Source organism: Bacillus sp. AP50 (assembly GCF_040492675.1).
Taxonomy (GTDB): Bacteria; Bacillota; Bacilli; order Bacillales; family Bacillaceae_G; genus Bacillus_A; species Bacillus_A cereus.
On record NZ_JBEUTW010000023.1, the window covers coordinates 14,217 to 34,255 of the forward strand.

Genomic DNA, 20,039 nt, shown 5'->3' on the forward strand with positions numbered 1-20,039 from the left:
ACCTTATTCTGGTCATACTACCAGCGATAAGAACTTATCGGATACAAAAAACGTTTTTTAGGAGGATTCACCATGCCTTTAGTTTCTATGAAAGAAATGCTAAACAAAGCACTAGAAGGAAAATACGCAGTTGGTCAATTCAACATGAACAACTTAGAGTGGACTCAAGCTATCTTAGCTGCTGCGGAAGAAGAAAAATCTCCTGTAATCCTAGGTGTATCTGAGGGTGCAGCTCGTCATATGACTGGTTTCAAAACAGTTGTAGCTATGGTTAAAGCTTTAATCGAAGAAATGAACATCACTGTTCCTGTAGCGATTCACCTTGATCATGGTTCAAGCTTCGAAAAATGTAAAGAAGCAATCGATGCAGGTTTCACATCTGTAATGATCGACGCTTCTCACCACCCATTCGAAGAAAACGTTGAAACTACTAAACAAGTAGTAGAATACGCACACGCTCGTAACGTATCTGTTGAAGCTGAGCTTGGAACAGTTGGCGGACAAGAAGACGACGTAATCGCTGAAGGCGTAATTTACGCTGACCCAGCAGAGTGTAAGCACCTTGTTGAAGCAACAGGTATCGATTGCCTAGCTCCAGCTTTAGGTTCTGTACACGGTCCTTACAAAGGTGAGCCTAACTTAGGATTCGCTGAAATGGAACAAGTTCGTGACTTCACTGGCGTACCTTTAGTATTACATGGTGGTACTGGTATCCCAACTGCTGATATCGAAAAAGCTATCTCTTTAGGTACTTCAAAAATCAACGTAAACACTGAGAACCAAATCGAGTTTACAAAAGCTGTTCGTGAAGTATTAAACAAAGACCAAGAAGTTTACGATCCTCGTAAATTTATCGGACCTGGCCGCGACGCTATCAAAGCAACTGTTATTGGTAAAATTCGCGAATTCGGTTCTAACGGTAAAGCGTAAGAATAAAATTCCGTTTTGGAAACCGTCTAGTCTTTTAGACGGTTTCCTTTCGTTGTATAATGAAAGCGTGAACAAGTCTAAAGATTTTATCATTTTTGGTTTTTAAATAGAAAATAATGTGCATAGTCCTATTAATAAATGTGATAACGTATCTAAATTGATAAAGTACATTCGATGAATAGTTGATCTTTATCTATTCGTGCTACAGGAGAAATGAAGATAATGGTTTCCTATTTATTGAGTTTTGGGATGGAAAGAGTAATTGAGATTCTTAAGGGGAGCTTTCTATAAAAAGATAGAAAGTAAATACATTCACAAGAAGGGAGCTCAATATGGAAAAATTGCTAATTGAAGGCGGAAGAGCTTTAAATGGAACAATTCGAGTAAGTGGTGCAAAGAACAGTGCCGTTGCATTAATTCCAGCGACAATTTTAGCAGATACTCCAGTAACTATTGGTGGTGTCCCTAATATTTCGGACGTGAAAATGTTAGGAGACTTACTAGAGGAAATTGGAGGGAAAGTAACTTATGGACAGGAGGAGGAGATGGTAGTCGATCCTTCTAACATGGTTGCAATGCCTTTGCCAAATGGAAAAGTGAAAAAATTGCGCGCTTCTTATTATTTAATGGGTGCAATGCTTGGCCGTTTTAAAAAAGCTGTTATTGGGCTTCCGGGTGGATGTCATTTAGGACCGAGGCCGATTGATCAGCATATTAAAGGGTTTGAAGCGCTAGGTGCACATGTTACGAATGAACAAGGTGCCATCTATTTAAGAGCAGATGAGCTACGCGGGGCACGTATTTATTTAGATGTTGTTAGTGTAGGAGCTACGATTAATATTATGCTAGCAGCTGTACGAGCAAAAGGTAGAACTGTTATTGAAAATGCAGCGAAAGAGCCCGAGATTATTGATGTAGCTACATTGTTAACAAGCATGGGGGCACGTATTAAAGGTGCTGGTACAGATGTAATCCGAATAGATGGTGTGGACTCTTTACATGGTTGTCACCATACTATCATCCCAGATCGTATTGAAGCTGGTACGTATATGATTCTAGGAGCTGCATCAGGAGGAGAAGTAACGGTTGATAATGTTATTCCTCAGCATTTAGAATCAGTTACTGCAAAGCTAAGAGAAGCTGGTGTTCAAGTTGAAACGAACGATGATCAAATTACGGTGAACGGTAATAGAAAGTTAAAAGTAGTTGATATCAAAACGCTTGTATATCCAGGTTTTCCAACGGATCTACAACAGCCGTTTACGACGCTTTTAACAAAGGCGCACGGAACAGGAGTTGTAACAGATACGATTTACGGTGCCCGTTTCAAACACATTGATGAATTACGTCGTATGAATGCTCAAATTAAAGTAGAGGGTCGTTCGGCAATTGTAACTGGTCCTGTATTATTGCAAGGTGCAAAAGTGAAGGCGAGTGATTTACGAGCAGGAGCGGCACTTGTTATTGCAGGATTAATGGCAGATGGAATTACAGAAGTAACAGGACTTGAGCATATTGATCGAGGTTATGAGAATATAGTGGACAAGCTTAAAGGGCTTGGAGCAAACATTTGGCGAGAACAAATGACAAAGCAAGAAATTGAAGAAATGAAGAACGCATAAGTGATACTTCCGCAAGGGGGAAGCGAAGCATCACTACTTGCGGAAGTACACTTTATAGAAAAACACGGTTCACAAAATACGGCAGAAATATAAAGACTTAAAGGAGAGGGATTATCGTGGAGAGAAGTTTATCTATGGAGTTAGTACGTGTAACAGAGGCTGCAGCTTTATCATCAGCGCGTTGGATGGGGCGCGGGAAAAAGGATGAGGCAGACGGTGCAGCAACATCAGCTATGCGTGATGTATTTGATACAATTCCGATGAAAGGTACAGTTGTAATTGGTGAAGGTGAGATGGATGAAGCACCAATGCTATATATCGGAGAGAAATTAGGTACAGGATATGGACCACGTGTAGACGTTGCGGTTGATCCTTTAGAAGGGACAAACATCGTAGCAGCTGGTGGCTGGAATGCTCTTGCTGTTATTGCAATTGCAGACCACGGTAATTTGTTACATGCCCCTGACATGTACATGGATAAAATCGCGGTTGGCCCAGAAGCAGTTGGGGCGGTCGACATTGATGCGCCTATTATTGATAACTTACGTGCAGTTGCGAAAGCGAAAAATAAAGATATTGAAGATGTTGTAGCGACAGTTTTAAATCGTCCACGTCATCAAGAAATTATCGAAGAAATTCGTAAAGCTGGTGCGCGCATTAAATTGATTAATGATGGAGATGTAGCTGGAGCGATTAATACAGCGTTTGATCGTACAGGTGTAGATATTTTATTTGGATCTGGTGGAGCACCTGAAGGTGTATTAGCAGCAGTTGCTTTAAAATGTTTAGGTGGAGAAATTCACGGAAAACTATTGCCACAAAACGAAGCTGAATTAGCACGTTGTAAAAAAATGGGCATAGAAGACATTAATCGTATCCTTCGCATGGAGGACTTAGTAAAAGGTGACGATGCAATCTTTGCAGCAACAGGCGTAACAGATGGAGAACTATTACGCGGTGTTCAATTTAAAGGTAGCGTAGGAACAACGCAATCCCTTGTTATGCGCGCAAAATCAGGCACAGTTCGCTTCGTGGATGGACGTCATAGCTTGAATAAAAAACCAAACTTGGTTATTAAATAAAAAGCGTAAGCAGCTCGTTCAGAATGGGAGGGGGATGGAGCTTCTGACGTAGAGGCGCTTTTTGCCTCGTAGGAAGAAGTGAAGCCACCGACCATTCTAGCTGCTGAAGCTGGATTAAGTAAAAAGCGGAGGTGGCTTGCTCAGAAGGGGAAGGCATTGGAACTCCTGACGAAGAGGCGTTTTGTGCCTCGCAGGAAGGGGTGAAATGACTGACCATTCTAGCTGCTGAAGCTGGATTAAATAAAAAGTGCAAGCGGCTCGCTCAGAAAGGTTAAAATGGTCGACTTTTCTAACTATCGGAGCTGGAACTAAATTAAATAAGAAGCGAAGACAAATTTTCTTGTCTTCGCTTCTTGTATTTGTGTTCCAACGTATTGATTAAAACTAGATAAAAGGGTTACAATAGTGAATATTACCCTACTTGAACTTATTGCCTTTCATTATTAATTATTTGCCTTCCGTATTTTTTCCCTTTACCCATGAAAAAAGAGAATAACGTTAAAGTGTGGTGTCTGAATGAATTTGTCAATTGCAGCATTAGAAAACATGAAATTAAAAGAGTTATACGAGCTTGCGAAAGAATTTAAGATTTCGTATTATAGCAAATTAACGAAAAAAGAGTTAATTTTTTCTATTTTGAAAGCTCGAGCAGAAAAAGAAGGTTTCTTTTTCATGGAAGGCGTATTAGAAATTATTCAATCAGAAGGATTTGGATTCCTACGTCCTATCAACTATTCTCCAAGCTCAGAAGATATTTATATCTCAGCTTCGCAAATTCGTCGTTTCGATTTACGTAATGGAGATAAGGTTTCTGGTAAAGTACGACCTCCGAAAGAAAATGAACGCTATTTTGGGTTATTACAAGTTGAAGCTGTAAACGGAGATGATCCAGATTCAGCAAAAGAGCGTGTGCATTTCCCTGCATTAACACCATTATACCCAGATCGCCAAATGAAATTGGAAACGGAACCTAAAAAGTTACCGACACGCATCATGGATTTAATCGCACCAGTTGGATTTGGACAACGTGGTTTAATTGTTGCGCCTCCAAAGGCTGGTAAAACAAGTCTATTAAAAGAAATCGCGCATAGTGTTACAACAAATCATCCGGAAGCAGAATTAATTGTACTTTTAATTGATGAGCGTCCAGAGGAAGTAACAGACATTGAACGTTCTGTTAAAGGAGATGTTGTAAGTTCTACTTTTGATGAAGTGCCAGAAAATCATATTAAAGTAGCTGAGCTTGTGTTAGAACGTGCGATGCGTCTTGTAGAGCACAAGAAAGATGTTATCATTTTAATGGATAGTATTACCCGTTTAGCTCGAGCTTACAACCTCGTTATTCCACCAAGTGGTAGAACATTATCAGGTGGTATCGATCCAGCTGCCTTCCATAGACCGAAGCGTTTCTTTGGAGCTGCGCGTAATATTGAAGAAGGCGGTAGCTTAACAATTTTAGCAACAGCCCTTGTTGATACAGGATCACGTATGGACGATGTTATTTACGAGGAATTTAAAGGAACTGGAAATATGGAACTTCACTTAGATCGTTCATTAGCTGAACGTCGTATCTTCCCGGCGATTGATATTCGTCGTTCTGGTACACGTAAAGAAGATCTATTAATTCCAAAAGAACATTTAGACAAGTTATGGGGCATTCGTAAAACAATGCGTGATACACCAGACTTCGTTGAAAGTTTCTTACGTAAGCTTCGTCAAACGAAGACAAATGAAGAGTTTTTACAAAACATTGTTGCAGACTCAAAAAGGTATGTAACAACTAAGTAAAGGGAAAAAATCAGGACTCGCTTATTTTATAGTAAGCGAGTTTTTTATGCTGTTTAGGTGATATTAAAGAGAGAAATAAGTGAGAGAACCTTAGCCAGTCAGAGCTAAACGAGCCGTCTCCACTTTAAGATAATATCGAGCTCCAGCGGCTAAAATCTCCGGTCATTTTGCTCTCTCGCATGAAGCAAAAAGCGCTTCAGGGTCGAGAGCTCCAATGCCCTGCGATTTTGAACGAGCCGTCTCCACTTTAAGATAATATCCAGTTCCGGTGGCTAGCTCTTCGCATCTAAGAACCTTCCGCCCAAAAGGTAAAAAGCACCTTTAGGGCGAAAGAACCTTAGCTGGTCAGAGCTGAGCGAGCCACCTCCACTTTAAATTTAATATCGAGCTCCAGCGGCTAGAATGGTCGGTGGTTTCGCGTCTTCCTACGAGGCAAAAAGCGCCTCTACGTCAGAAGCTCCATCCCCCTCCCATTCTGAACGAGCCGCTTGCGCTTTTAAAATTAAAAAGACAAAAACAGGTAGTTGCAAAATGAAGTTAGCCTTGTTATAATTTCATCATATGTGTTTCATCAATATAGTTGTGTATGCAGCTGAAGATGAAAAACTCTGTTTCGAAAATGATTCAGGGCGGAAGGAGATGAAAAGAATGAAAGCAGGAATTCACCCAGATTACAAGAAAGTTGTATTCATGGACACAAACACAGGCTTCAAATTCTTAAGCGGATCTACTAAAGGATCTAACGAAACTGTTGAGTGGGAAGATGGTAACACTTATCCATTACTAAAAGTTGAGATCAGTTCTGATTCTCACCCATTCTACACTGGACGTCAGAAGTTTGCTACTGCAGACGGACGCGTTGACCGCTTCAATAAGAAATACGGTCTTAAGTAATAAAAACATAAAACAGGCAAGTGTATGTATTCGCTTGTCTGTTTTTTTTGCGAAAATATTATACCTTTACCCTACTTTTAACTGAAAAGTAGATGAAAGGAGAGCTTCATGTACTTAATAAATCAAAATGGCTGGATTGAAGTGATTTGCGGTAGTATGTTTTCTGGCAAGTCAGAAGAGCTAATCCGCCGTGTGCGCCGTACGCAATTTGCAAAACAACATGCAATTGTATTTAAACCATGTATTGATAATCGATATAGTGAAGAAGATGTAGTATCACATAACGGATTAAAGGTAAAAGCAGTTCCTGTTTCAGCTTCAAAGGATATATTTGAACATATTACAGAAGAGCTGGATGTTATTGCAATCGATGAGGTGCAATTTTTTGATGGGGACATTGTGGAAGTGGTGCAAGTATTGGCAAATCGTGGCTATCGTGTCATTGTAGCTGGTTTAGACCAAGATTTCCGTGGTCTACCATTTGGACAAGTTCCTCAGCTGATGGCGATTGCTGAACATGTGACAAAACTACAAGCAGTATGTTCTGTATGTGGATCTCCAGCAAGTCGTACACAACGATTAATTGATGGAGAACCAGCGGCATTTGATGATCCAATTATTTTAGTTGGAGCTTCAGAATCGTATGAACCGCGTTGTCGTCATTGTCATGCAGTACCTGCAAACAAAGATAAGTAAAACTCGCTGCGCAAGGCGGGTTTTTTTCAAAATAGAGAGAATGAGCGGTGTGATCCGCTTACGCTTTTAAATATATCTAGTTCTGGTGGCTAGCTCTTCGCATCTAAGAACCTTCCGCCCAAAAGGTAAAAAGCACCTTTAGGTCGAAAGAACCTTAGCTGGTCAGAGCTGAAAGAGCCACCGCCACTTTTAAATATAATTTGCGTTTTTTTGAGTAAGTACCATATACTATTTGTATTAGATACTAGGATGTAGAGGTGAATGATGTGTTAGATCGTTTGCAAGCTGTAGAAAATCGTTATGAGAAGTTAAATGAATTGTTAAGTGATCCAGCGATTATTAGTGATTCAAATAAGCTTCGTGAATATTCAAAGGAACAGTCTGATATACAGGAAACGGTAGAGGTGTATCGTGAGTATAAGGATGTTCGTGAGCAATTAAAAGATGCGAAAGCAATGTTAGAAGATAAGTTAGACGCAGAAATGCGTGAAATGGTAAAAGAAGAAGTTTCTGAGTTAGAATCACAAGATAAAACATTATCAGAGCGTCTGAAAATTTTACTTGTTCCAAAAGACCCTAATGATGATAAGAACGTTATCGTTGAGGTTCGTGGAGCTGCTGGTGGAGATGAGGCAGCTTTATTTGCTGGTGACTTATACCGTATGTATAGCCGTTACGCTGAGGTACAGGGCTGGAAAACGGAGATTATTGAGGCTAGCTATACAGAGTTAGGTGGATATAAAGAGATTATCTTTATGATTAATGGTAAAGGTGCTTTCGCGAAGCTGAAATTCGAGAATGGTGCTCACCGTGTACAACGTGTTCCTGAAACGGAATCTGGTGGACGTATTCATACATCTACAGCAACTGTAGCTGTATTACCAGAGGCAGAAGAAGTAGAAATTGATATTCATGAGAAAGATGTTCGTGTTGATACATTCGCTTCTAGTGGACCTGGTGGACAGAGCGTTAATACAACGATGTCAGCGGTGCGTTTAACGCATTTACCGACTGGTGTAGTTGTATCTTGTCAGGATGAGAAATCACAGATCAAGAATAAAGAAAAAGCGATGAAAGTATTACGCGCACGTGTTTATGATAAGTTTAGACAAGAAGCGCAAGCTGAGTATGATCAAAACCGTAAACAAGCTGTTGGTACGGGAGATCGTTCAGAGCGTATTCGTACGTATAACTTCCCGCAAAACCGTGTTACAGACCATCGAATCGGTTTAACGATTCAAAAGCTAGATCAAATCTTACAAGGTAAGTTAGATGATTTCATCAATGCCTTAGTGATGGAAGATCAGGCTCAAAAGATGGAGGCAGCTGAGTAATGCGTGTCTATGAAGCCCTGAAATGGGCTTCTTCTTTTTTACAGGAAAATGGACGAGATGAAAATGCGGGAGAAATTGTCCTTTGTCATGTATTAAAGGTGAACAGAACAGGATTACTTATGAATATGCGTGAAGAAATAACTGAGGATCAAGAGAAAAGCTTTACGGAGTTTATCCACAAGCATGTAGAAGGTATTCCTATTCAATATATGATTGGTTATGAAATGTTTTATGGACGGTCTTTCTTTGTGAATGAAGAAGTATTAATACCAAGACCGGAAACAGAAGAGCTTATAGTGGGAGTATTAGAAAGAATCGAGCGCCATTTTGGTGATGAGAAACTACATGTAGCAGATATAGGTACAGGTAGTGGAGCGATTTCTATTACGCTTGCTTTAGAAAATGAAAATCTTCATGTTTATACAGTAGATATTGCACAAGAGTCGATTGAAGTTGCAAAAAAAAATGCAAAAGCTTTAGGTGCAGAAGTAACGTTCTATCACGGTGATTTATTGTCACCATTTCATAAAACGGGTCAAAAGCTAGATGTTGTTGTTTCAAATCCTCCATATATACCGGAAGAGGATTGGCGTGGTCTTTCTCCTGTTGTGAAAGAGCATGAGCCGAAGAGAGCACTTGTTGGTGGTGAAGACGGATTAGATTTCTATCGCCGTTTTATGGAAGAATTGCCGAATGTGTTGCAGAAGAAAGCGATTGTGGCGTTTGAAATTGGAGTAGGACAAGGTGAGGATGTAAAAAGATTGTTACAACAAGCTTTTCCACATGCTCATGTTGAGGTTGTTTTCGATATTAACGGAAAAGATCGTATGGTATTTGCAGAGATGGAGTAAGGTTCACACCTTACTCTATTTTTTTGTGGAAAAATTCATATAGATTTTGAATTTAATAGTTTAGAAAGATGAAAGTCTGTCCACACTGTTTGTAGAAGGGACGGTGGAGGAAATGAAAAAACAAGTTATTGCTTATCTTCTTATACTATTAATTGGTGCACAGTTACTTGTGCAGTTTGGATATATGAAAGCTGATGCGAAAGGGCCTTCAGTTATTCCGAAAGAGGCCGTTCGATTACGAATTTTAGCAAATAGTGATTCAGATAAAGACCAGGCATTGAAACGTAAAGTGCGTGATGAAGTAAAAGCACAAATTGATGGGTGGGTAGCGGATTTAACTTCATTTGAAGAGGCACGCAAAGTAATTCAAAGTCATATTCCAGAAATCGAGAAAACGGTGGAAAATACGTTAAAAAGAGAAGGAAGTAAAGATTCATTTCAAGTGAAATTTAGTAAGAATGTAAAGTTTCCTACAAAGGTATACGGGAATTTTATTTATCCAGCAGGAGAATATGAAGCAGTATTAATCACAATTGGAGAAGGTGAAGGGGCGAACTGGTGGTGTGTATTATTTCCACCAATGTGTTTCTTAGATTTTTCGAGCGGGACAGCTGTAAGAAAAGAAGAGCACGTTGTGAAGGCGGAATCTCCTGAAGAGGAGCAGGTGAAACAACTAGATGAGGAAGTAATAGATAAAGAAGAGAAGAAAGTAGATAAGGTAAAAGAAACGAAAGCTGTAAAGCAGGAAGTAGTAAAAAAAGTAACAGCTTCTGAAAAGAAAGTAGTAAAAAATGAAACAAAAGTCGAAGAGCAGCCTGTAAGTAAAGAAGAAATGAAAACTGTGGAAAAAGTGGAGAAACCTGTGGAGAAAAAACAAGAAAAGCAAAATGAATATGTAAAAGTAGAAGAGGAAGAAGAAAAGCCAGAAGTTAAATTGTTTATTGTAGAAGCTTTTACATCTTTATTCTCTAAATAGTACTATTAATAAATCCCTCTTCATATATAAAAATGAGGAGGGATTTATTATGAAGAAAGTGTATTTTGCTACGAAAGCAGATGTGGAAAGATTACATTCTTTTTTCGGACAAGCTAATAAAAAAGATGATAAAATAAATGAGTTGTACGCACAATTTATGATTTTGGAAGAAGCGGAAGAAATACGAGCTGTAATTGGTTATGAACAAAGTGGGGAAGATGTGCTTATTCGTTCTTGTTTATTCACACCTCATGTGGATAAACAGACTTTCTTATATTTTTTTGAAATGTTTTTGCAGTATATGAAAGAAAAAAGTGTTCAACAATTGTACTTACTAACAAATCATCCACAATCTGTACCGATCTTTCAGTTTTTTGACTTTTTTACTATAGAAAAGGATGAGGTTCCAGAGGGAATTCAACAGCTAGAACATTTTTGTAAAAATATAAAAGAGCAGAATGCAATAATACTAAATTGTCAGCTATTCACAAAGTTATCCACGGATTAATTAGGTTTATCCACATTTTGTGGATAAACCTTGTTTGTCTTTTGGATAAATCTCATAGTAAACTAAAAATAGACAAGTATTTAAGGGTAGAAAAGGACGTGGAAAAAAATGCATACAAACATGTGGGTTGTGGATAATGTTGTGGAAAGAAAAAAATATTATCCACAGTTACAAGAAGCAGCAAAATTATTAAGAGAAAATGAGGCGGTGGCTTTCCCTACGGAAACAGTATATGGGTTAGGTGCAAATGCGATGGATGATGAAGCAATCGCGAAAATTTTCGAAGCGAAAGGAAGACCGAGTGATAATCCACTCATTGTCCATATAGGTACAAAATCTCAGTTAGATGGGATTGTGAAAGAAATTCCACCAGTTGCAGAGAAGTTAATGGCGCATTTTTGGCCAGGACCATTAACAATTATTTTGCCGAGAAAAGAAGGGATTTCAGAGAAGGTGACGGCAGGACTTAATACGGTTGGAGTAAGAATGCCTGATCACCCAATTGCACTTGCTCTTATTGAAGTGGCGAATGTACCTGTTGCAGCACCAAGTGCGAATCGTTCAGGTCGTCCAAGTCCAACATTAGCTTCTCACGTATATGAAGATTTGAATGGGAAGATTGCAGGTATTGTTGATGGTGGTGCAACTGGAGTAGGCGTTGAATCAACTGTAATTGATTGTACAAGCGCGGTTCCAACAATATTACGTCCAGGTGGGATTACGAAAGAACAATTAGAAGCGGTGATAGGTACTGTTTCTTTAGATCCAGCTTTAAAGGATGAGAAGGAAAAACCGAAATCGCCTGGAATGAAATACACACATTATGCGCCGAAAGCACCACTTAGTATTGTTGAGGGTTCACGTGAGTTTATTCAGCATCTTGTGGATGAGAAAAAGGAAGAAGGATTTAAAGTAGGCGTATTAACGACAGAAGAGTATCAGCATGTATATAGTGCAGATGTTATATTATCTTGTGGTGTTAGAAGTGACTTAGCTAGTGTTGCGACTAAATTATATGATGTACTTAGAACATTTGATGCAAGTGAAGTGGATGTTATTTTTAGTGAGTCATTCCCTAATGAAGGAATAGGGAATGCAATTATGAATCGTTTAACAAAAGCGGCAGGACATCATATTATTATTGAATGATAAGGTAAGATTAGCAAACAGAATATTTCTCCTTGGATAAGCATATTGTGAAGTAGCACGTCCAAGGAGGGGCATGAATGACGTTTGAACAGCTAATACCTTTAATAATTATGGCATTCGCCTTAGGGATGGATGCGTTCTCGGTGAGTCTTGGTATGGGGATGATACCCCTAAAGTTAAGACAAATCCTGTATATTGGTATGACGATAGGGATATTTCATATTATTATGCCGTTTATAGGAATGGTACTAGGTCGTTTTTTATCAGAGAAGTATGGAGATATTGCACATTTTGCGGGTGCTATTTTATTAATCGGACTAGGGTTTTATATCGTATATTCGAGCATTTTACAAAATGAAGAGACTAGAACAGCCCCTATTGGAATTAGTTTATTCGTATTTGCATTTGGCGTCAGTATAGATAGTTTCTCAGTAGGACTTAGTCTTGGTATTTATGGAGCACAAACAATTATTACGATTTTACTTTTTGGATTTGTTAGCATGTTATTAGCGTGGATGGGTTTATTAATTGGGAGACATGCGAAAGATATGCTCGGTACATATGGTGAGATAGTAGGTGGTATCATTTTGGTTGGGTTTGGATTATATATCCTTTTTCCTATATAATTTTATGTAGGAGGGAATTATGAACAAGCTATTGGAATGGTATGTTAAATTTTTAACCTTCTATCCTCGATGGCTAAGAAGACTTATAATTTGGGGTATTATTTTGCAAATTTCGATGTTAGGTTGGATTAAGTTAATTCGTGAATGGTGAGATAGTTCCTTTCTGTGAATATTTTGTTTGTACTATATTTATTGCGCTAAAAATTACAGATATAGAAAGGATGAGATGAATGACGAGATTGAAGCAAGTTTTTGGTATTATTATTAGTTTTTTTGTTTTTTGGTTTAGTATGCTCGGTGTACAAATGTTTGCTGAGTTTTTAGATATTGAGTCATTGAAATTTGTTGCGGGAAAGACTGAGGCGGCGCGTGCCTTTTACTCTCCGTACCCGTTTTTAATTGTTTTTCTTATCACATTGCTTTCCCTATACTTCTTCGTAATTAAGCTAGGGAAGCCGAAAAAAGAGAAAATGCCTACTTTAGAGGAAAAGAAGGAAGAATTACAATGATAAAATCCTCTGCTAAAAAGCAGGGGATTTTATATTTGAGTGATGGGAGGAATCTAGCCGCCTTGTTTTTAAATATATCCAGCTCCAGCGGCTAGAATGGTCGGTGGCTTCGCGTCTTCCTGCGAGGCAAAAAGCGCCTCTACGTCAGAAGCTCCATCCCCCTCCCATTCTGAGCGAGCCGCTTCCGCTTTTAGATATTATCCAGTTCCAGTGGCCAGCTCTTCGCATCTAAGAACCTCCCGCACGAAAGGTAAAAAGCACCTTTTGTGCGAGAGAACCTTAGCTGGTCAGAGCTAAACGGGCCACTTCCACTTTTAAAGATTATCCAGCTTCAGCGGCTAGAATCTCCGGTCATTTCGCTCTCTCGCATGAAGCAAAGAGCGCTTCAAGGTCGAGAGCTTGAAGTGCCCTGCGATTCTGAACGAGCCACTTCCACTTTTAAACTGGCCTAACCAATTCAAATTGTTCTCCTAATTTTGCATAGTTGTGTCCTGCTAGGCGGCTTATTGGTTTGAGTCCTTCGGCGTGAATGCGCCCTTTTTCATATAGATGTTCGGCAACGTGGAAACGAACGACGCGTCCAATTAGTAGATCACAAGCTGGTGAGTCCTCCGTTCCGCCAAGTGGAATTGCACGTTCTAATACGCATTCCATTCGAATATTTGCTTCTTTTACACCTGGAACAGAGATGACTTCACTTTCGATTGGTGTTAGTTTTGCTAGTTCAATTTCACTTTCATTTGGCGGGAGGTTAGCTGCTGTTTCGTTAATTGCTGCTACATATGATTCGTCAGAAATATGTACGACAAATTCTCCTTTTTCAATTGCGTTTCGGGAAGTGTCCTTTCTTTCTCCGGCTTTTCGTTGTACAGATACTGAGATAAGTGGTGGATTAGCAGCGACAATATTGAAATAACTATATGGTGCTCCGTTTAGTACGCCTTCTTTTGTTACAGAAGTAACGAATGCGACAGGACGAGGGATGATACTTCCAGTAAGTAATTTGTAATTATCTTTTTCAGTTTGTTCATTTGGATTAATGGATAACATGCTTGTAATCCCCTTTCTAAATATGAATACTTATTGTTTGTTTACAAGATAACGATGAGAAAATCCTGCTGGAAATAATATTTTGTTTCATAAAAAGAACTTACTTCAATTGTAATGAAGTAAGTTCTTTTTTCAAGAATCTCAAATTTGAGATAAAAATTAAAGTAAAACGTATGCGCCAGGTCCGATTAAAGCTACACCAACAGCGACAGCGATTAACATTAAGTTATATTCATATCCGTTTTGTGTTACCCAGTAACCATTTTTTCCGTGAACAGTGAAGATAGCCATTAACATTGTTCCAACGATAAATAATGAACCAACTACAATGAAAATACCTGATGCAAATAAGAAACCACCTAGTAATTCAGTTGCGCCAGCCATAAATGCCATAAATACACCAGGACGTAAACCGATTGACTCCATCCAGCCACCTGTTCCTTTTAAACCGTAACCGCCGAACCAACCAAATAATTTTTGAGTGCCATGACCCATGAATGTAATTCCTATAATAAGACGAATAATAAGTAGACCGAAATCCATCATTTTTAAAAACCTCCTAAAAGTTATTAACTTACCTTACGTAAGTAATAATAAAATAGTTACTTACTTTAGTCAAGTGGATTTTGAAAAAAGTTTGAATTAAATTTTACAAATTAACAACAAAAAATAAAATGTAGTAAAGACCTCTAGACAAGTTGGGCAAAAAAAGAGAAAATATAAATAGAAGTTAACTTCTAATTGTTATTCAGACAATCAGAATTGACTGGAATTTTGTGAAGCGCTACAATAAGAGTCTATTAGTAATGACGTAATTTATTTCGAAAGCGTTTTTACAGTATAATATTCGAAGTATGAAGTCTTACATGTATCCCGAGCTTTACTAGGGATTGCCCTATAAACTTTTAGGTAAATTATAAGGAGGACTATCCTATGTTTAAAAAATTATTCGGTCTTGGTTCAAAAACAAATGAAGAAACAATCGTAGCTCCATTAACTGGAGCAGTGAAAAATATTGAAGAAGTACCAGATCCAGTATTTGCTGGTCGTATGATGGGTGACGGTGTTGCAATCGATCCTACTGAAGGTGTAGTTGTATCTCCAGTTGATGGTGAAATCGTACAATTATTCCACACAAAACATGCTATCGGAATTAAAGCGAAAAACGGTACAGAAATTTTAATCCACGTTGGATTAGAAACTGTAAAAATGGAAGGCGAAGGTTTCGAAGCTCACGTTTCTGAAGGCCAAGCTGTAAAAGCTGGAGATAAATTAATCTCATTCGACTTAGAATTAATCCGTGAAAAAGCGAAAAGCACAATTACTCCAATTGTTATTACAAACACAGATGCAGCTGAGTCTATTAAGACAACTGTAGGCGTAGCAGCTACAAAAGGTTCAACAGAAGTAATGAAAGTTACAATGAAATAATTGCAATATAAGAGGAATCCGTTTCGTATGAAATGGATTCCTTATTTTTGTTGCATGTTCAGCATGTATGTTAAAATACTCTAGGCACTTGGAAATAGGGTTTCACATATATGTGGATAAGGCGCATTTTTCTTAGAAAAAATATAAGAGAAATGCGCCTTTTGTATATTCACATTTCTTTTGTTCTATTCTAATGTAAGTTATGATGAATGGTAAGAAATCGAATATAGGGGTGGGTTTGAATGAAACGAGTGTTATTTGTTTGTACTGGCAATACATGTCGTAGTCCAATGGCTGAGGCGTTGCTTCGTCATCACGGAGGAGATAAGTTTGAAGTGCAATCTGCTGGTGTTTTCGCCTATCCTGGGAGCGATGCATCGGTACATGCGAAGGAAGCTTTAGCTGAAAAAGGAATTTTAATTGATCATGCGGCGCAGCAAATAAATGAAACTTTGCTTGATTGGGCTGATATTGTCGTAACGATGACAGAAAACCATAAGCAAATTGTACTTGGGCATTATCCGAGCGTTGAAAAGAAATTAAATACGTTATATGGATTAACTGAAGGTATAGGCAAGGACATTTCAGATCCATTTGGAGGCTCGCTTTCTATTTATAAAGAAACGTTAGATGAGATGGAAAAACTTGTACAAACTTTACTGAAAAAACATTCAGTAGGTTGATGTTTCGTGTATAATACGATATTGGAGATCACTTCTTCCTATGTGAGGTAGCGAGTGTGAAATGAAGATAATTGATTGAAACTTTGGAGGGGTAAAAATGAAAGTAGTAATAGCATCTGATCACGGCGGTATGAATATCCGCAAAGAACTTGTAAGTTTATTAGAAGAGTTAAATATTGAATATATTGATTTAGGTTGTGAATGTGAAGCTGGTTCTGTTGATTACCCTGACTTTGCGTTTCCAGCAGCTGAAATGGTAGCGAATGGTGAAGTAGATCGTGGTATTTTAGTTTGTGGGACAGGCATTGGTATGTCAATCGCAGCAAACAAAGTAAATGGAATCCGTTGTGCGTTAGTTCATGATACTTTCAGCGCGAAAGCAACGAGAGAGCATAATGACACTAATATGCTAGCGATGGGTGAGCGTGTAATTGGTGCTGGTCTAGCGCGTGATATCGCGAAAATCTGGTTAACAACTGACTATGAAGGTGGTCGTCACGAAAACCGCGTAGGAAAAATTAAAACATACGAAACAAAGTAATAGATTCTAACTATCAGTAGTGTGAAATATAATTTGGTGAACCAACCTGTGAAAGGAAGAGGCGTAATGACAGAAATCGTAAAGGTAAGAGAACAGCTACAAATGTCGCTTTCTGATTTCCAAGAACAAGCTTCATTACAAAGCGGTCAAATTTTTGTAGTGGGTTGTAGCACGAGCGAAGTGCTAGGCGAAAGAATTGGAACATCAGGAACGATGGAAGTAGCAGAGGCGATTTTCTCTGAGTTAAAACAATTTCAAGAGCAAACAGGTATTGAATTAGCGTTTCAATGTTGTGAGCATTTAAACCGTGCTTTAGTAGTTGAGAGAGAAGTAGCGATAAAATATCAATTTGAAATTGTAACAGTTACGCCTGTTAGATCAGCAGGTGGTGCATTGGGGACATACGCGTATCACAATTTGAAAGATCCGGTAGTAGTTGAGTTTATTAAAGCTGATGCAGGAATGGATATTGGTGATACATTTATCGGTATGCATTTAAAGCATGTAGCTGTTCCGGTTCGTACAAGTGTGAAGGCAATTGGAAGTGCGCATGTAACGATGGCCAAAACACGTGGAAAACTAATTGGTGGAGCGCGTGCTGTCTATGCGGCAGTGGAAGAGACTACCACTTGCCGTTAAATATGAGAAATTAGGAAGTCATATAGTAACTGTTTATCATAAGATAAAAGGTATGTTGTCTGACTTTATAATAGAAGAAAGAAAAGACCGATTTTCGGTCTTTTTTTTCTTTTATGATATAGAAAGTCATGTTAGAATGTAGTTGAAAACATGAAGGTTCGAAAGAATTACAACCTGAATTTTCGTTTTTTCTGAATAAATAAGAAAAAACTGTTGGGAATCGATGTAATTCGTTCAGAAAAGGGGGATTTTGGTGGATCATTTAAAACGTCAAGATGAAAAGGTATTTGCTGCAATTGAGGCAGAACTAGGAAGACAGCGTTCAAAGATTGAGTTAATTGCTTCGGAAAACTTCGTAAGTGAAGCAGTAATGGAGGCACAAGGTTCTGTTTTAACGAATAAGTATGCTGAAGGATATCCTGGAAAACGTTACTATGGTGGCTGTGAACACGTAGACGTAGTAGAAGATATCGCACGTGATCGCGTGAAAGAAATTTTCGGCGCAGAGCACGTAAATGTTCAACCACACTCTGGTGCACAAGCGAACATGGCAGTATACTTCACGATTTTAGAGCAAGGCGATACAGTACTTGGTATGAACTTATCTCATGGTGGTCACTTAACACACGGAAGCCCTGTTAACTTCAGTGGAGTACAATATAATTTCGTAGAATATGGCGTGGATGCTGACTCTCACCGTATTAATTACGATGATGTATTAGCAAAAGCGAAAGAACATAAACCAAAATTAATCGTTGCAGGTGCAAGTGCATACCCTCGTGTTATCGATTTCAAGCGATTCCGTGAGATTGCAGATGAAGTGGGCGCTTATTTAATGGTTGATATGGCACATATCGCTGGTTTAGTAGCTGCTGGTTTACACCCAAATCCAGTACCACATGCACATTTCGTTACAACGACAACACATAAAACGTTACGTGGTCCGCGTGGTGGTATGATTTTATGTGAAGAGCAATTTGCAAAACAAATTGATAAATCAATCTTCCCTGGTATTCAAGGTGGTCCACTTATGCACGTAATCGCTGCAAAAGCTGTTGCATTTGGTGAAGCACTTCAAGATGATTTCAAAACATATGCACAAAATATCATTAACAATGCGAACCGCTTAGCTGAAGGTCTTCAAAAAGAAGGACTTACACTTGTTTCTGGCGGAACAGACAATCACTTAATCTTGATTGATGTTCGTAACTTAGAAATCACAGGTAAAGTAGCAGAGCACGTATTAGATGAAGTTGGTATTACAGTGAACAAAAATACAATTCCATTTGAAACAGCAAGCCCATTTGTAACAAGTGGTGTACGTATCGGTACAGCAGCTGTAACATCTCGTGGTTTCGGTTTAGAAGAAATGGATGAAATTGCGTCACTTATTGCTTATACATTAAAAAATCATGAAAATGAAGTTGCATTAGAAGAAGTACGTAAGCGTGTAGAAGCGTTAACTAGCAAATTCACAATGTATCCAAATCTATAATAGATTGAAGAAGACTGCCGAGACTTAATTGTTTTGGCGGTCTTTTTTGTGGACATATATTATTTTTAAAGTATGTATACAAATGATGAATAAATTTTGGCGATATAATGAAGGATACAGCTCCCATAATTGGTAAAGATACTAGATAGATTCATCGTAAAATCATGATTTTGCCAAATTTGCCCTTGAATATTAGTAGCGTTTTCTTTACAATCGTAAATAGTGTAAAAAAGCGTGCAAACGCATGAATATCATCTAAAGGAGAGATTCACATGGGAAAACTGTATGTATTTGATCACCCGTTAATTCAACATAAGATTACATATATTCGCGATAAGAATACAGGTACGAAAGATTTTCGTGAATTAGTGGACGAAGTAGCAAGTTTAATGGCTTTCGAAATTACTCGCGACCTTCCACTTAAGGACATTGAAATTGAAACACCTGTAAGCAAAGCGACAACAAAAGTGATCGCTGGTAAAAAACTTGGTTTAATTCCGATTTTACGTGCAGGTTTAGGAATGGTTGATGGAATTCTGAAATTAATTCCAGCAGCAAAAGTAGGACACGTTGGTTTATACCGTGACCCTAAAACATTGCAACCGGTAGAATACTATGTGAAACTTCCAACGGATGTAGAAGAGCGTGACTTTATCGTACTAGATCCGATGCTAGCAACAGGTGGTTCTGCGGCTGAAGCAATTAACTCTCTGAAAAAGCGCGGTGCGAAACAAATTAAATTAATGTGTATCGTTGCAGCTCCAGAAGGGGTAAAAGTAGTACAAGAAGAACATCCTGATGTTGATATTTATGTAGCAGCATTAGATGAGAAATTAAATGACCACGGATATGTAGTACCAGGTCTTGGTGATGCTGGTGACCGTTTATTCGGAACGAAGTAAGACAACTGACGAGCAGGGGAGATTCCCCAGCTCGTCTTTTTTGTTGTAAGCAAGTAGGGGAGGGGGAGAGGATAAATATACATCGTATATACAACATAAGTTGCATACACCTCACATATAATATAGAAGTCTTACGTCTGAGGAACACTATATTATGGAAGAAAAGCGTTATATCTCGAAAATATAATAGTGACAAACTTGTGAACATTTCCTTCTATTATAAAGAGAAAACTGTTAGAAATTGCATATATGTAACCAGTATTTAGAAGGGGAACGTTTTCATTTTTGGGAGGAAATGCCTAATACTCAAATTTTTAGATTTTTTACGATTTC

At 38.4% G+C, this 20,039-nt stretch carries 22 protein-coding genes; 20 read left to right on the forward strand and 2 right to left on the reverse strand.

Annotated features, from left to right (window positions below; all coding sequences use genetic code 11):
• Positions 1-72: 72 nt before the first annotated feature.
• The 14 genes from ABWK52_RS03015 to ABWK52_RS03080 all read left to right on the forward strand — a co-directional run bounded on the left by ABWK52_RS03015 (position 73) and on the right by ABWK52_RS03080 (position 12,965).
• Positions 73-930: a class II fructose-bisphosphate aldolase gene (locus tag ABWK52_RS03015; protein WP_001131855.1), complete on the forward strand. Its 858-nt coding sequence runs from the start codon at positions 73-75 to the stop codon at positions 928-930.
• A 332-nt stretch (positions 931-1,262) separates the two neighbouring features.
• Positions 1,263-2,552 carry a UDP-N-acetylglucosamine 1-carboxyvinyltransferase gene (gene murA / locus ABWK52_RS03020; protein ID WP_000413254.1) on the forward strand — a complete coding sequence of 430 codons (1,290 nt, stop codon included), beginning with the start codon at positions 1,263-1,265 and terminating at the stop codon, positions 2,550-2,552.
• 116 nt (positions 2,553-2,668) lie between these two features.
• Complete coding sequence (gene glpX / locus ABWK52_RS03025) at positions 2,669-3,634, forward strand: class II fructose-bisphosphatase (RefSeq protein WP_000442340.1); 966 nt, start codon at positions 2,669-2,671, stop codon at positions 3,632-3,634.
• A 516-nt stretch (positions 3,635-4,150) separates the two neighbouring features.
• Positions 4,151-5,422 (forward strand): transcription termination factor Rho, encoded by a 1,272-nt coding sequence (gene rho, locus ABWK52_RS03030; protein WP_001053903.1) that lies wholly within the window; start codon positions 4,151-4,153, stop codon positions 5,420-5,422.
• Positions 5,423-6,070: 648 nt separating this feature from the next.
• Positions 6,071-6,316 carry a type B 50S ribosomal protein L31 gene (locus ABWK52_RS03035; protein ID WP_000643433.1) on the forward strand — a complete coding sequence of 82 codons (246 nt, stop codon included), beginning with the start codon at positions 6,071-6,073 and terminating at the stop codon, positions 6,314-6,316.
• A 108-nt stretch (positions 6,317-6,424) separates the two neighbouring features.
• A complete protein-coding gene (locus ABWK52_RS03040) occupies positions 6,425-7,012 on the forward strand; it encodes a thymidine kinase (RefSeq protein ID WP_000280859.1) in 588 nt (195 codons plus the stop codon).
• Positions 7,013-7,278: 266 nt separating this feature from the next.
• Complete coding sequence (gene prfA, locus ABWK52_RS03045) at positions 7,279-8,346, forward strand: peptide chain release factor 1 (protein WP_000887064.1); 1,068 nt, start codon at positions 7,279-7,281, stop codon at positions 8,344-8,346.
• On the forward strand, positions 8,346-9,197 hold the full coding sequence (gene prmC / locus ABWK52_RS03050; protein ID WP_098507825.1) for a peptide chain release factor N(5)-glutamine methyltransferase: 852 nt from the start codon (positions 8,346-8,348) through the stop codon (positions 9,195-9,197). Before prfA ends, prmC begins: the two co-directional genes overlap by 1 nt.
• 112 nt (positions 9,198-9,309) lie before the next feature.
• On the forward strand, positions 9,310-10,173 hold the full coding sequence (gene spoIIR, locus ABWK52_RS03055; RefSeq protein ID WP_002097913.1) for a stage II sporulation protein R: 864 nt from the start codon (positions 9,310-9,312) through the stop codon (positions 10,171-10,173).
• Between the two features lie 49 nt (positions 10,174-10,222).
• A complete protein-coding gene (locus tag ABWK52_RS03060; protein ID WP_000758437.1) occupies positions 10,223-10,681 on the forward strand; it encodes a mechanosensitive ion channel protein in 459 nt (152 codons plus the stop codon).
• Positions 10,682-10,789: 108 nt separating this feature from the next.
• Entirely contained in the window at positions 10,790-11,830 is a 1,041-nt protein-coding gene (locus ABWK52_RS03065) for an L-threonylcarbamoyladenylate synthase (RefSeq protein ID WP_097797093.1), read from the forward strand.
• A 77-nt stretch (positions 11,831-11,907) separates the two neighbouring features.
• Positions 11,908-12,456: a manganese efflux pump MntP gene (locus ABWK52_RS03070; RefSeq protein ID WP_000142463.1), complete on the forward strand. Its 549-nt coding sequence runs from the start codon at positions 11,908-11,910 to the stop codon at positions 12,454-12,456.
• 19 nt (positions 12,457-12,475) lie between these two features.
• Complete coding sequence (locus ABWK52_RS03075) at positions 12,476-12,607, forward strand: hypothetical protein (protein ID WP_001037636.1); 132 nt, start codon at positions 12,476-12,478, stop codon at positions 12,605-12,607.
• Between the two features lie 79 nt (positions 12,608-12,686).
• Positions 12,687-12,965 carry a DUF3935 domain-containing protein gene (locus tag ABWK52_RS03080; RefSeq protein ID WP_000197472.1) on the forward strand — a complete coding sequence of 93 codons (279 nt, stop codon included), beginning with the start codon at positions 12,687-12,689 and terminating at the stop codon, positions 12,963-12,965.
• A gap of 438 nt (positions 12,966-13,403) precedes the next feature.
• Here the strand turns inward: ABWK52_RS03080 and ABWK52_RS03085 are convergent, their stop codons facing one another.
• Both ABWK52_RS03085 and ABWK52_RS03090 read right to left on the reverse strand, forming a co-directional pair.
• Complete coding sequence (locus tag ABWK52_RS03085) at positions 13,404-14,015, reverse strand: flavin reductase family protein (RefSeq protein WP_000949055.1); 612 nt, start codon at positions 14,013-14,015, stop codon at positions 13,404-13,406.
• Between the two features lie 159 nt (positions 14,016-14,174).
• The gene (locus ABWK52_RS03090) at positions 14,175-14,561 is read right to left on the reverse strand and encodes a DoxX family protein (protein ID WP_000968623.1); all 387 of its coding nucleotides are present in this window, start codon (positions 14,559-14,561) and stop codon (positions 14,175-14,177) included.
• A 387-nt stretch (positions 14,562-14,948) separates the two neighbouring features.
• Between ABWK52_RS03090 and ABWK52_RS03095 the strand changes: the two genes are divergently transcribed.
• The 6 genes from ABWK52_RS03095 to upp all read left to right on the forward strand — a co-directional run bounded on the left by ABWK52_RS03095 (position 14,949) and on the right by upp (position 19,706).
• A complete protein-coding gene (locus tag ABWK52_RS03095; RefSeq protein WP_000473665.1) occupies positions 14,949-15,446 on the forward strand; it encodes a PTS sugar transporter subunit IIA in 498 nt (165 codons plus the stop codon).
• A 242-nt stretch (positions 15,447-15,688) separates the two neighbouring features.
• Positions 15,689-16,129, forward strand: a complete 441-nt coding sequence (locus ABWK52_RS03100) for a low molecular weight protein arginine phosphatase (protein ID WP_000832368.1) — start codon at positions 15,689-15,691, stop codon at positions 16,127-16,129.
• Positions 16,130-16,226: 97 nt separating this feature from the next.
• Positions 16,227-16,670, forward strand: a complete 444-nt coding sequence (gene rpiB / locus ABWK52_RS03105) for a ribose 5-phosphate isomerase B (protein ID WP_000869542.1) — start codon at positions 16,227-16,229, stop codon at positions 16,668-16,670.
• A gap of 66 nt (positions 16,671-16,736) precedes the next feature.
• A complete protein-coding gene (locus ABWK52_RS03110) occupies positions 16,737-17,309 on the forward strand; it encodes a TIGR01440 family protein (protein WP_000136376.1) in 573 nt (190 codons plus the stop codon).
• 253 nt (positions 17,310-17,562) lie between these two features.
• Entirely contained in the window at positions 17,563-18,804 is a 1,242-nt protein-coding gene (gene glyA / locus ABWK52_RS03115; RefSeq protein WP_000349809.1) for a serine hydroxymethyltransferase, read from the forward strand.
• Between the two features lie 272 nt (positions 18,805-19,076).
• Complete coding sequence (upp, locus tag ABWK52_RS03120) at positions 19,077-19,706, forward strand: uracil phosphoribosyltransferase (RefSeq protein ID WP_000517539.1); 630 nt, start codon at positions 19,077-19,079, stop codon at positions 19,704-19,706.
• The last annotated feature ends 333 nt before the right edge of the window (positions 19,707-20,039 follow it).

Bases quoted from the DNA above. Each gene is read 5' to 3' on its own strand.
- ABWK52_RS03015 (WP_001131855.1), top strand. From the start codon at position 73: ATGCCTTTAGTTTCTATGAAAGAAATGCTAAACAAAGCACTAGAAGGA.
- murA (WP_000413254.1), top strand. From the start codon at position 1,263: ATGGAAAAATTGCTAATTGAAGGCGGAAGAGCTTTAAATGGAACAATT.
- rho (WP_001053903.1), top strand. From the start codon at position 4,151: ATGAATTTGTCAATTGCAGCATTAGAAAACATGAAATTAAAAGAGTTA.
- ABWK52_RS03035 (WP_000643433.1), top strand. From the start codon at position 6,071: ATGAAAGCAGGAATTCACCCAGATTACAAGAAAGTTGTATTCATGGAC.
- ABWK52_RS03040 (WP_000280859.1), top strand. From the start codon at position 6,425: ATGTACTTAATAAATCAAAATGGCTGGATTGAAGTGATTTGCGGTAGT.
- prmC (WP_098507825.1), top strand. From the start codon at position 8,346: ATGCGTGTCTATGAAGCCCTGAAATGGGCTTCTTCTTTTTTACAGGAA.
- spoIIR (WP_002097913.1), top strand. From the start codon at position 9,310: ATGAAAAAACAAGTTATTGCTTATCTTCTTATACTATTAATTGGTGCA.
- ABWK52_RS03060 (WP_000758437.1), top strand. From the start codon at position 10,223: ATGAAGAAAGTGTATTTTGCTACGAAAGCAGATGTGGAAAGATTACAT.
- ABWK52_RS03065 (WP_097797093.1), top strand. From the start codon at position 10,790: ATGCATACAAACATGTGGGTTGTGGATAATGTTGTGGAAAGAAAAAAA.
- ABWK52_RS03070 (WP_000142463.1), top strand. From the start codon at position 11,908: ATGACGTTTGAACAGCTAATACCTTTAATAATTATGGCATTCGCCTTA.
- ABWK52_RS03075 (WP_001037636.1), top strand. From the start codon at position 12,476: ATGAACAAGCTATTGGAATGGTATGTTAAATTTTTAACCTTCTATCCT.
- ABWK52_RS03080 (WP_000197472.1), top strand. From the start codon at position 12,687: ATGACGAGATTGAAGCAAGTTTTTGGTATTATTATTAGTTTTTTTGTT.
- ABWK52_RS03085 (WP_000949055.1), bottom strand. From the start codon at position 14,015: ATGTTATCCATTAATCCAAATGAACAAACTGAAAAAGATAATTACAAA.
- ABWK52_RS03090 (WP_000968623.1), bottom strand. From the start codon at position 14,561: ATGATGGATTTCGGTCTACTTATTATTCGTCTTATTATAGGAATTACA.
- ABWK52_RS03095 (WP_000473665.1), top strand. From the start codon at position 14,949: ATGTTTAAAAAATTATTCGGTCTTGGTTCAAAAACAAATGAAGAAACA.
- ABWK52_RS03100 (WP_000832368.1), top strand. From the start codon at position 15,689: ATGAAACGAGTGTTATTTGTTTGTACTGGCAATACATGTCGTAGTCCA.
- rpiB (WP_000869542.1), top strand. From the start codon at position 16,227: ATGAAAGTAGTAATAGCATCTGATCACGGCGGTATGAATATCCGCAAA.
- ABWK52_RS03110 (WP_000136376.1), top strand. From the start codon at position 16,737: ATGACAGAAATCGTAAAGGTAAGAGAACAGCTACAAATGTCGCTTTCT.
- upp (WP_000517539.1), top strand. From the start codon at position 19,077: ATGGGAAAACTGTATGTATTTGATCACCCGTTAATTCAACATAAGATT.